An 11,970-nucleotide genomic window follows, 5' to 3' on the forward strand; every position below is an offset into this window, starting at 1 on the left:
TTCGCTCCTGTTATTTTTCTTGAGAGACGGGGAGAGTGAACGTGAAGACGCTGCCAGCTCCCAACCGGCTCTCGGCCCATATCGCGCCTCCCATCATTTCGACAAGCCTCCTGCATATGGAAAGGCCCAGGCCGGTGCCTTCGTGGGTGCGGGACAGGCCCGTATCGAGCTGCCGGAAAGTCTGGAAAAGCTTGCCCATGTTCCCTGGCTTGATGCCGATTCCGGAGTCCTCAACGCGGGTAACAAGCATTCGGCCTTCAAGGGAGCACTGAACCTTCACGGTTCCCTGTTCAGTGAACTTCAGGGCGTTATTAACAAGGTTGATGAGAATCTGCTCGAACCTGCGCCGGTCGCCCGTTATCTCGCCCACTTCGGGCGACAGCTCAACCGCAAGGCTCAGATTCTTCTTCTCCGCCTGCGGTGTCAGGTAATAGACAACTTTCTGGATAATCTCCCTCGTGCTGAAGGGTTTTGCCTCGATCTCCAGCTGGCCTGACTCTATCCTGGAGAGGTCAAGGATGTCGTTGATAAGGGCCAGCAAGTGGCGGGCGCTGCCATAGACCATATCGAGCTGCCTGGCCTGCTCCTCGTTTAACGGTCCCGAGAGTCCCTGGATCAGGATGCCCGTGAAGCCGATTATGGAATTGAGAGGCGTGCGAAGCTCATGGGACATGGAGGCCAGAAAAGCCGATTTAAGGCGGTCTGCAGATTCCGCACGCTCCTTGGCCGAGGCCAGCTCGCTGGTGCGCCTTATTACGCGCTGCTCAAGATCGTCGGCATGATGCTGAAGCCTCTCGTGAAGCATTGCATTCTGCAGCGCAATGCCTATAGACCCTGCCAGTATTTCAGAGAAGGTTACGCGCTCAGAAAAATCATGTTCCCCGGTGGATGCGAGCCCCATAACGCCGATTATCCCCGTTGTGCCCGACAGGGGCAGGGCGGTAAATGAGCGCACTCCTGTCTTCTCTATTGCTTCCCAGTCACAGTGCTCGTCAGGGCAGGCATTACTGCAATAAATGGCCTGCTTCCTGCTGAAGGCAAGGCTGCAGAGGCACTCGCCTGCTTTATGAATCAGGGCGTCATAGAGGAGCTTTCCGCTTTCAGGCCCCGTGCGCTTGAGGGCCAGTGTGCCGCTCTCCTCGATAAAAATCATCACCAGGTCGCAGGCGAAAGCCTGAGCGGCTTCCTCCACAACTGTCTGGAGCACCTGGTCAAGGGAAAGGCTCGTACTGAACTGACGACCAAGCGTATTAAGGCGCTGCATCTCCCGCATATGGCGCTGCAGATCCTTCATCACCGCCACACGCTCGCTGATATCGCGGACAATGGCCTGGAGGAGCAGCTCTCCCCGCAGTTCCATGCAGTTCAGTGTCACTTCAGCCATGAATGGTGTCTTGTCGAAGCGGCAGTGCTCCCACTCGAAGGACTGCGCCCCTTCCTCATAGGCCTGCTTGATCTTCTCGATGGCTTTCTCCTTAGAAGACCGCCCGTCGGGCTGCAGGGACGGTGAGAACTCGAAAGGATGGGCGCCTACGATCTGTTCCCTTGAGCAGCCGAAAACCTTGAGTGCCTGCACATTGCAGTCAATGAAGTGCTCACCTCGCATGAGCAGGATCGCATCGCCGGCAGTCTCGAAGAGTGTGCGATACTTGAGCTCATTATCGATCCGTGAATGCTCGACAAGTTTTTGCTCGGTCACGTCCCTGACGGACTCAATGGCGCCACATCGACGCCCTTCCTGGTCGAACATCGGTCCGGCAACTCCCCAGAGGTGCGCTCCCTGTCCATCTCTCAACCGTGGAATGAAAGACTCAGCGAAAAGCGTAGTGCCCGTCCGCCTGACATATTTATAAAAGGCCTCAATCTCCTGTGAGGGACAGTCCAGCAGGTCAAGCAATATCGGGCGCCGATCACCAAAAAACGGCTCAGCGTAGGCGTAATCTCCGAGACCCAGTATCGCCTGCTTCTTCACGCCCGTAAGCTCCTCGCATGCACGGTTCCATGCAATGACCCGCTTGTCCTTGTCTATCACAAAGGTGGCATCGGGCAGAAACTCCACAATATTCTCGAATCGCTGCTGCGCCAGTTTCATCTCTGCTTCGGCCCTCTCGCGCTCGACACGCATCCTCTGGCTGATGATTCCAAAGGTCATATCGCTGGCCAGTTCAGTGAGCAGAGCGACCTCTTCCGAGTCGAAAGCGTCGGGCTCAGCCGAGTAGATGTTCAATGCGCCGAATGTCTCTCCATCGGCCAGAAGCGGGAGCACCATCGACGACGCATAGCCGCGCTTGAGGGCTTCATCCCGCCATGGGGCGAACTGCGGATCGGTGAAGATATGCCTGGCTGAGGCAGGCAGGCCGGTGCGTATGGCGGTGCCTGTGGGGCCACAGCCCCGCTCGGTATCGGCCCATGTGATTCGGAGCGTCTCCAGATATCCCAGTTCGAAACCCGCCTGGGCCACAGGCCGCACCGTCTTCTCCTTGTCGTGTTCTTTGTAGCCCACCCATACCAGTCGATACCCACCGATGTTCACCACGATGCGGCAGATAGCTTCCAGCAGCCCCTTTTCATCGGTGGATCGCACAAGCGCCTGATTGCACTCATTGAGGGTCCGCAGTGCGCGGTTCTTCCTGCGCAGTTCCGCCTCTCCCCTCTTGCGCTCCGAGATGTCGTGGAAATATATGGAAATGCCGTCAGGTGAAGGATAGATTATATTTTCAAACCAGCGGTCCCACGGTGCATAGTAATCTTCAAGATGGACGGGATGCTGCTCTGCCATCGCCTTTTCATAGGCGAGCTGGAACGGCTGACCCACACCGCTTGGGAACTCAGTCCAGATATGCTTTCCTATCAGGTCATCGGGCCGGCGGCCGAAAAGCTCGCCCGCCCTGGCGTTGACATAGGTATACCGCCAGTCCCTGTCGAGCGCGACAAAGGCATCGGTGACCCGCTCAAACACAGATGCCAATAATTGCCTGGCAGCATATACTCCTGCATCAGCCTCCTGCTTCTGGAGCACAAGTTCTCCGCGTTCCTGCGAGGCCCGCCTGCGTTCAATGATCCCATAGGCGAGATCTTCAGCCACACCGGCCAACAGCCCGGTTTCATCTGCTTCAAAGGCATCAGGAGCCGTGCTGCACACTGTCAGCACGGCAAAGACTCTCCCCTCCTGCATCAGCGGGAATACTGCCTCAGCCCGATGCTTTCGGTGAGTGCCCCGGGATATGACAATCTTTCCTGTTCGGAAGGCCGCTCCGGCGGGATCGCTTTTATCACCTTTGCCTGCCCGTGGAATACCGGTGGCGTTGATGGCGCCGGCCTCAGCAACAGGGCTCACCGAAGCGGCACTACCCCTTTCGGTGACGCCAATCCAGGCCCCGCAGTATCCTCCGCGCTCGACAAGAATATTGCAGATTTCGGAGAGCAGCCCGGTCTCACCGGGCACGCGGATCAAAGCCCGGCCGCACTGGATGACCGCCTGCAGAACCCTGCCGGTGTGGCGAAATTTCCTTTCCGTGTGATTGTCCGCTGGCATATCGGTCACGGTGCTTGAAGCTCCTTTTCCCGGATATGGCTGCCATGAGCATCTATAAAGGTATGAATATCAGGCTTTCGCCCAAGGCCATGTTTCGAGAATAATGAGCCAAAGGGAAAGGCAGAATTATGTATGATTGCTTTATTTCTTCTGCAGAATATGGCTGAATTCCTTTGCAGGGTCAGCCCGATACGGGAAATGCTCTCTCATCCTGTTAAAATTGACTTCACCTTTTCATGATGATATACTTTTCTCTATGAAGTATTTCTCTCTGCTCTCCGCGGGGGGGAGGTAGCCAGTGGGAGATTCACACGCTGAGCACGATGAAGAGGCGCTCCTTAAACAGGAGATAGCGCACCATCTTGCTACCGAGCGCGCGCTGATCGAGAGCGAGCATCGGCTTCGCGCAGTGCTTGACAGCATGGATGCCCTCGCTTATGTAGCCGACATGGCCACCTATGAGGTACTTTTCTTCAACCAGTATGGCAAGAACAACTGGGGTGACATCACAGGCCAGATATGCTGGCAGAAGCTCCAGGACAACCAGGACGGCCCCTGCGTATTCTGTACCAATAACCAGCTTGTCGATAAAGAGGGGCACGCCACCGGTGTCCTTGTATGGGAGTTTCAGAACACGGTGAACGGCCGCTGGTACCAGTGCCGTGACGTCGCCATCCCGTGGCTTGACGGCCGCCTCGTCAGGCTGGAGATTGCATCGGACATCACTGACCTCAAGCAGGCCAAGGAACAGGCTGAATCAGCCGACAGGCTCAAGTCAGCCTTCCTGGCCTCCATGTCCCATGAGCTGCGCACGCCGCTCAACTCCATAATCGGCTTCACGGGGATCCTTATGCAGGAGCTGGCGGGCCCCCTCACTGGAGAACAGACCCGGCAGCTCGGCTTCATATGGGACAGCTCTCATCACCTGCTGGAGCTGATAAACGACATCCTTGACATCTCGAAGATAGAAGCCGGCCAGCTGCAGCTTGAGTCTCAGACCTTTGATCTTTGCGGCACCATTTACAAGGTCATACAGATGGTGACACCGCTTGCGAAAAAGCGAGACCTCTCCCTTGAAGTCCGCATAGGCCCGGAGGTGGGCGGCATAACCGGTGACGAGCGGCGCATCGAACAGGTCCTCATTAACCTTTTAAGCAACGCCATCAAGTTCACGCACCAGGGAAGCGTCACAATAACCTGCGCGCTTCAGAACGATCATGTGCGCATAGCGGTTACCGACACGGGGATAGGCATCTCTCAGGAGGAGCAGCAGCAGCTCTTCAAACCTTTCAGCCAGATCGTCTCGAAACTTTCCCGGAAGTCTGAGGGCACAGGCCTGGGACTTTCCATCTCACAGCGGATTGCGAATATGATGGGCGGGGTGATTACCGTGGAGAGCGAAGTGGGGCGCGGAAGCACCTTCACCGTGACTTTTTTGCGCGACACAGGGTAAATTGAACCACATTATCTCCATGCCTTACTCCTTGGCACCATACTCCTTCAGGATCTCCACCATATGGGGCTTATTTGATGTCCTGGCGACCTTGAGGGGCGTGAGGCCGAACTTGCTGCGCGCGTTGATATTGGCACCCCTGTTGATAAGGAGAAGGGATACCTCCCGGTGGGCATTCATCACCGCCAGGTGGAGAGGCGTCATGCCCACGTTGCATTCGGTTTTCACATTGGCCCCCCTGGTGATGAGGATATCAACTATCTCCAGGTGCCCGCCCTCAGCGGCATAATGAAGAGGAGTTTTCCCGTCCTTGTCACGGGAGTTCACCAGGCCCGGCCTGTCTCTCAGCAGAACCTTCACCTTTGGGACTTCGCCGCTCTTTGCCACGATCCATATATTCCCCGCCTGAGCAAGGTGGAGCACATAATAGAGAGTCACGAGAATCGCGATAAGGAAACCCAGCCCTATCATCACATTTATAAGCATAATGCCCCCTGTGCCAAGGCACCCTGAAGAGTGCCCCCCTCAATATTTTGCCCTCTGCAGGATTACACCTGCAGGAAAGTCAGCTCCTCCAGACCCCGATGATCCTTATGTACTGGGCCCTTTCATAGGAGTCGGGATCACCTGTCTCCTTCTGGCTCATTATCCTGTATATCCTGTGAAGGGAGTCATACCCATGGGCCTCCATCCACCCCTCAAGATCTGCCAGCACCGTGGCAATGTGTCACCTTGAAATGAATCTTCGGGGAACAGGCCTTCACTCCTTCCAGGACCATGGATTTTCCTTGAATAGCAGGGGCGCATCAGCAGAGTGAAGAATAGTATGCCGGACAGCATCGAAGCAAGGAAGCCCCGGAGTGACGGAAAGGAGTATCGCTTCCCATGAAGCCAGCGGTCCTTGTCACAAGGAGGCTCCCGGATAAAGGGATGGCCCCTCTGTTTTCCCGCTATTCCGTCACCATCAATCCCCATGACAGGGTAATGAGCCGCCAGGAGCTCATGGAGGGGATCGAGGGCAAGCAGGCCCTCCTCTCGCTTCTCACTGACACCGTGGACAGCGCCGTCATGGACGCGGCACCGGGCCTCCGGGTCATCAGCAATTACGCCGTGGGATTCAATAATATCGATGTGAAAGCCGCGACAGAAAGGCGCATTGTAGTGACGAACACCCCCGGCGTGCTGACCGAGACCACAGCCGATTTCGCCTTTGCCCTCATGCTCTCCATCGCGAGGAGAATTCCTGAATCAGAGCGCTTCCTGAGGGCCGGGCGCTTCCAGGGGTGGGGCCCCATGCTCCTTCTGGGTGAGGATATTCACAGGAAAACCCTCGGCATCGTGGGCATGGGAAGGATTGGAAGGGCTGTTGCGAAAAGGGCCGCGGGATTTTCCATGGAAGTGATCTATCATTCCACAAAGCCGCTCTCTGCCGGGGAGGAAACAATGCTCTCGGCCCGTTATGCGCCTCTCGACGAGCTGCTGCAGGCAAGCGACTTTGTCACGCTCCATGTGCCGCTCACGGAGAAGACCAGGCACCTTATCGGCGCCAGGGAGCTGGGCCTTATGAGGAAAGACGCCTTCCTGATAAATACCTCGAGAGGCCCCATCGTTGACGAGGAAGCCGTTGCGGAAGCTCTCGCCAGCGCCTCGATAAGGGGGGCAGCTCTTGATGTCTATGAGAAGGAGCCCCAGGTACACCCGGGGCTCCTCGCCCTTGAAAACGTGATCCTTGCACCCCACACGGCAAGCGCCACGGTAAAGACAAGGACCCTTATGGCCGAGATCGCCGCGCAGAACCTCATAGCCGCCATGGAGGGAGAAAGGCCTCCCCACGTGGTGAACCCTGAAGTTCTCTCCCCAGGAAGGTGAAGAGACTCCCGCATTGAAATCATGAGAGTATCATTCCAATCATACCGCAAGGAGGCTTTACTCATGGGCAGTCAGGAACGGGACGCGACACAGGGCTGGTCGAAATGAGGGGAGACGCTCCCTTTGCAGGTGCCCTGATTGTCATCTTCCTTCTCCTTGGGCATACGGTGCTGTGCCAGAATACCGTTGATCCGGGCCTCCCGCCGGGAATACCGGCCGAAGCCCCTCCCCTCACCGGCGCCTTCCCTTTTGACGAGCTCGAGGATCATCCCCCCGGTGGCGGGCAGGGGGGAGCGCCTGTCACTGTCACCTATTCCCTCGCCCCCGGGTGGAACATCATCTCGTTCCCCTTCTCATCGCTGAAGAGCTGCTCCGGCTTCACCCATATGCTTTACCACTATGCCGGCGGAAATTACTATGCCATCGATCCCGTACACTACCCCGCTGCTGTCAATACAAGGTGGGCATACCTTGCATACTCTGAAACACCGGTGACAGCAAGTGCCACAGGCTTTAAGAACACCACCCAGGTGCGATCCGTCGATCTCGCTACGGGATGGAACCTCATAGGCTGCCCCTCTGATAAGCCTGTTCCCCTTTCCCGCGTTGCAATAATGAGCGGGAGCACTGCGAGATCACTCAGCGAAGCTGCAGACCCGGGGAGCCCTTGGCTCTCACCTGTGTTCTACCGTTACAATGGCGCCTTCGTGACGGTGAACCTCGACGAGAGAGCAGTGACAAAGCCCCTCGGTGGAGCCTGGGTGTATGCGTGGCACCCCCTCAAGATTGTGCTCAGGGGAAGAAAAGCAGCGGCAGAAGGAGCGCCCGGGGGAGCCGCCCCGACACAGGCGTCCCCGGCTCAGGCGCCCCCGGCCCAGGAGGGCCCTGTCATCACCGCCCTCGTGCCCGCCCGGGGGGTCCCCGCCGGTGAGATCTTTGCCGTCCAGGGAAGGGGCTTCGGCAATGAGCCGGGCCAGCTTTTCATAGGGGAGCTCCCCGTTGCCCGCACCGAGATTATGAGCTGGAGCAACAGCCGCATAGAAGCCCGCGTGCCTGCTTACGCCCAGTCGGGGAAAGTGGTGGTCCATGCGGGGAGAGTCCCCAGCAATGCCGTGGCCCTCACCGTGCAGGAAGCCTCCCTTGCCCCTGCCTTCAGCACCGTGATAGGCAAGGTCCAGGCGTCAGACGCCACCCCCCTCAGGGGGGCGAGGATTCTGCTTGACAACGGCCTCTCGGCGTACTCCCGGGATGACGGAACTTACTCCATCACCAATGTGCCCCCCGGGGTTCATGGGCTCACGGCGACTCTCCAGGGCTACAACACCGGGAAAGGCGACGTGCACCTGAGGGCAGGCGAGACCGACTCAGTCCTTATCACCCTCTCCTCAAAATCAAGCGCTCCGCAGCAAACCTCACAGGATGACACCTGGGGCGACGGCACGAGCAGCCAGCGCCGGCAGGCAGGCACTGCGAAACCAGAGCGCGGCACCCTCCATATCGTCGCGGACGCTTACGACGATCAGGATCACCACTGGTGGGTCTCAAAAATTGACGTCCATGAATGGGGCAATTTCAACCGCCACTGGTATAACGACTGGGACTCCAATTACGGCGACCAGTGGTTCCAGCTCGAGTGCGATGGTGCTATGGTGGGACAGACCTACATAGTGGAGATAACGTGGAAGAGCAGCGACGGCGGAGGCCGCCTCCATAACTCCTGGTATCGCAAGATGTACTCCACCGATCAGACAGAAACCATCGATTCGCCCTTCTGAGGCCCTTGAAGGGGAAGAATCATCCCAGGGAGAAGAAGTATCATACCGAAGATTCTCCAGAAAGGGGTATAGCCATGATAAAGAATATTCTTGTGCCCATGGGAGGCTCTCCTCACTCGCGGAACGCCCTTCTCGTGGCTGCAAAGCTTGCCAATACCTTGAAGGCCAGCCTCCGCGCCGTCCATATCGAGGACCTCTCCAGGATGAGGGAGCTCATCATTGCGGGTAAATCCCTGGGAGCCGTCTCCCTCGATATGCCGGGAATAGCGATTCCCGACGAAGAGCTCAAGATGGTCCGCGAAGAGATTGAAAAAGACCAGGCCCAGGCTCAGACCTGGTATGATGAGCTTCAAGGCACCATCGAGGGAAGCCGCACCTATGAAAACCGCGAGGGTAACCTCAATGAGGAGCTCATCAAGGAGATAAGGCAGTGCGACATGGCGGTGATCGCCAAGGTGCTCAAGGGTGACGAAGGCACCTGCAGTGACCTGCAGAAATCCGTCTTCAACGTGATTCACAAGGCCAACAGGCCCATCATGGCAGTATGCAACGACAAATTCCCCGGCGATACCGTCCTCCTCGCCTATGACGGCTCGCGGTCTTCCCATAACGCCCTTGCTTTCCTGGGAAATTTTACCGAGACCATACTGAAAAAGGTCGTGATCCTCACCATAAAGAAGAATGAGCATGACGCCCTTCCCGTTATGGAAGAAGCTTCCCGTTATCTTGCCCCTTACGGAGTGGCCGTCGAGAAAGTCTGCAAGCATGACGACGTGACGGAGAGCATCATTAAGACGGCGCATGAGAAGGGAGCCACCTGGATTGCCATAGGGGGATATGGTGACAATGTGGTAAAGGAGCTTTTCCTCGGCTCCACGACAGAAAAAGTTCTCAGGTCAGCCGATATGCCTGTCCTCATGTGCAACGCCTAGGGGCCTGCATGGAGTTGAACAGGGACGAGATATCACTGGAGGAGGACCTATGAAACAGCTGTTCCCCGTTATAGCCCTTTGTGTGCTGCTTGCAATGCCCCTTTCAGCCAAGGAAGAGGCTCCCCGGTTCGACGCCGAGACGGCCTACAGGATGCTGCAGGCCGGCAACGGGAGGTTCCTGGCCTCAAAAAGGACTTTTCCCCGCCAGGACAAGGCGCGCATCACCGAAGTCTCGCAGAAGGGGCAGCGTCCTTTCGCCATGGTGCTCAGCTGCTCCGACTCCAGGGTCCCCGTGGAGCATGTCTTCGACGCGGGGATAGGCGACATCTTTGTGATCCGCCTCCCGGGAAACGTCATGACTCCTGAAGTGATGGGATCCGTTGAATACGCGCTCTCCCATCTCAAGGTGCCCCTCCTGGTGGTCATGGGCCACTCGAAATGCGGCGCCATTTCCACCGTTGCTGAAGGGGCGGAGGTCAGCGGCAACCTGCAGAGCATAGTCAAAAGGATAAAACCCGCCGTTCTAAAGGTAAGAGAGAGGAAAAAGGAGCTGAAGGGGCAGCAGCTCGTGTACGAGTGCGCCATAGAGAATGTCTGGCTCTCCATAGAGGATCTCTTCAATGAGAGCGGGGAGGCGAAGGCCGGCACCGGGAAAGGAACGTTCATGGTGGTTGGCGCCCTTTATAACCTGGACTCGGGGAAGGTGACATGGCTCGGCTCCCATCCAAGGGAAAAAGAGCTCATTGAGAAAGCCGGGAAGAGCACCAAGGGAACCTATTATTAACTCCGGGCCTGCCGGGAGGCTTGATGAATGGGACATAAGTTTTTTCTCCTCATCATGATTGCTGCCTTGTCCCTCTGCTCCTGCGGGAAAGGGGCAAAGGCTCCCCCGCAGACGCCTTCCCCTGCCGGCACGGGAGCTTTCTCGGCACCGACGAAGCCTGCTTTCTCACCCACTCCGCAAAAAAAAGCCACCTCGAGCCCCCAGGGCTACCCTACGCTCAAGGTCACGCCAAGGCTCACGCCGCGGGCCACCCGAACGCCGGCGAAAGCCACGCCAAAGCCTTCCCTCTCACCCACACCGGAGGAGACAATCTTCAAGGCCATTGACCCCCAGGAGATAATCGAGGCCGTTCTCGAGGGGAACACCGACAGGATAAACAGGCTTCTCGAAGATGATCCGGACCTTGTCGAGGCCCGCGATGAGCAAGACTATTCCCTCCTGCACATGGCAGCCTGGAGAGGTGATATCAGGATTGTTGAGGCCCTCATCAACAGGAAGGCAGACCCGAACCTCAGAAACAAGTGGGGATTCTCGGCCCTCCACGAGCTGGTGCGCTGCGAGGAGAACAACGAGCGGCGCAACATTCTGGAGCTGATGATTACCGCCGGTGGCGAGGTGAACGCCCTCACGGACTATGGGAACACCCCTCTTGATATCGCTTCAATCCAGGGAAAATCCGAGTTTGTGAGAATACTTCAGGCATACGGCGCCACGAGGGGAAAGCATGCCCTGAACCTTCCGCCCCTCCCCGCCTTCGCGAAAAAATTCCAGTAGCTCTCCTCAAGTTTTACAGAATGGTAACGCCCTGTTTACCTTTTCAGCGATATTTCAGGGCCCTTTCACCTCTTTTTCAGTGCCTGTCGCAATAATCCGGCAGAGGAAGGTTATCGTCATATTCCTTTAAACGGCGGAAAGGTGCACCATGAACGTAAATACTTTCAACAACGTGGCAATGATGTCCCAGATGGTGGGCCTCCCCCAGCAGGTGGGAACGGGCCAGGAGCTGAACAGGACCCTTGATATCGATGAGCAGGTTCCTGACCTGGAAAAGGGGGAAAAGTCCCCGGAGGCAAAGACGCCCCAGAAGAGCCCGGAAGCAACTAATAGTGCGCGCCAGCATGCCAAGGGCGTGGAGCGCCGCTATGTCGCCGAGGAGGATAACTCTGAACAAGGCCCGCAGGGCAAGGCCGCGGGAGAGGGCAGCCCTCAGGAAAAAAGCCCGCCAAAGCTTGACAGGTCGAACCAGATACAGTTCAAATTCAACAGTGCCCTCAACAGCAACCAGCAGGCCATGCCTGGGGCTCCCTCAATGCAGCAGAGAAGCAGGCAGATGGTGGAGAACCTCTCCAGGTGGGTTGAGACCGAGTACCGGCAGTTCAGCAAGGCACCTGACAATTACTACTCGCGCAAGGATCTCCGCCAGATCATCTCGATGCTGAAAGATAATAAAGCTTCCCAGAGCAAGTCCAAGGCAGCGGGCTCCAGGAACAAGGATGATGAGCCAGCTTATAATAACGGTAACATCACGAAGCTCACGACGGTAATGAGGGCCTTTGAAGACCTTCCCAGGGAGAGCCTCGACGAGATTTACCTCTGAAGGTGACAAAGAGGCCAGGGGCCAT

10 protein-coding genes are annotated in these 11,970 nt (G+C 57.1%); 7 read left to right on the forward strand and 3 right to left on the reverse strand.

Annotated features, from left to right (window positions below):
• Positions 1-10: 10 nt before the first annotated feature.
• Positions 11-3,535: a GAF domain-containing protein gene (locus RDV48_23310; GenBank protein MDQ7825749.1), complete on the reverse strand. Its 3,525-nt coding sequence runs from the start codon at positions 3,533-3,535 to the stop codon at positions 11-13.
• 298 nt (positions 3,536-3,833) lie between these two features.
• Between RDV48_23310 and RDV48_23315 the strand changes: the two genes are divergently transcribed.
• On the forward strand, positions 3,834-4,988 hold the full coding sequence (locus RDV48_23315) for an ATP-binding protein (GenBank protein ID MDQ7825750.1): 1,155 nt from the start codon (positions 3,834-3,836) through the stop codon (positions 4,986-4,988).
• Positions 4,989-5,012: 24 nt separating this feature from the next.
• Here the strand turns inward: RDV48_23315 and RDV48_23320 are convergent, their stop codons facing one another.
• Both RDV48_23320 and RDV48_23325 read right to left on the reverse strand, forming a co-directional pair.
• Positions 5,013-5,474, reverse strand: a complete 462-nt coding sequence (locus RDV48_23320; protein ID MDQ7825751.1) for an ankyrin repeat domain-containing protein — start codon at positions 5,472-5,474, stop codon at positions 5,013-5,015.
• Positions 5,475-5,553: 79 nt separating this feature from the next.
• A complete protein-coding gene (locus RDV48_23325; GenBank protein ID MDQ7825752.1) occupies positions 5,554-5,703 on the reverse strand; it encodes a hypothetical protein in 150 nt (49 codons plus the stop codon).
• Positions 5,704-5,873: 170 nt separating this feature from the next.
• Between RDV48_23325 and RDV48_23330 the strand changes: the two genes are divergently transcribed.
• From RDV48_23330 to RDV48_23355, 6 genes are all read left to right on the forward strand, one after another.
• Complete coding sequence (locus RDV48_23330; protein ID MDQ7825753.1) at positions 5,874-6,857, forward strand: D-glycerate dehydrogenase; 984 nt, start codon at positions 5,874-5,876, stop codon at positions 6,855-6,857.
• A gap of 104 nt (positions 6,858-6,961) precedes the next feature.
• Positions 6,962-8,632, forward strand: a complete 1,671-nt coding sequence (locus RDV48_23335) for a carboxypeptidase regulatory-like domain-containing protein (GenBank protein MDQ7825754.1) — start codon at positions 6,962-6,964, stop codon at positions 8,630-8,632.
• Between the two features lie 74 nt (positions 8,633-8,706).
• Positions 8,707-9,564, forward strand: a complete 858-nt coding sequence (locus RDV48_23340; GenBank protein MDQ7825755.1) for a universal stress protein — start codon at positions 8,707-8,709, stop codon at positions 9,562-9,564.
• A gap of 49 nt (positions 9,565-9,613) precedes the next feature.
• Positions 9,614-10,348 carry a carbonic anhydrase gene (locus tag RDV48_23345; GenBank protein ID MDQ7825756.1) on the forward strand — a complete coding sequence of 245 codons (735 nt, stop codon included), beginning with the start codon at positions 9,614-9,616 and terminating at the stop codon, positions 10,346-10,348.
• 27 nt (positions 10,349-10,375) lie between these two features.
• Positions 10,376-11,122 (forward strand): ankyrin repeat domain-containing protein, encoded by a 747-nt coding sequence (locus tag RDV48_23350; GenBank protein MDQ7825757.1) that lies wholly within the window; start codon positions 10,376-10,378, stop codon positions 11,120-11,122.
• A 148-nt stretch (positions 11,123-11,270) separates the two neighbouring features.
• Positions 11,271-11,945 carry a hypothetical protein gene (locus RDV48_23355; protein ID MDQ7825758.1) on the forward strand — a complete coding sequence of 225 codons (675 nt, stop codon included), beginning with the start codon at positions 11,271-11,273 and terminating at the stop codon, positions 11,943-11,945.
• The last annotated feature ends 25 nt before the right edge of the window (positions 11,946-11,970 follow it).

This window comes from Candidatus Eremiobacterota bacterium (genome assembly GCA_031082125.1).
Lineage (GTDB): Bacteria > Vulcanimicrobiota > CADAWZ01 > CADAWZ01 > Ess09-12 > Ess09-12.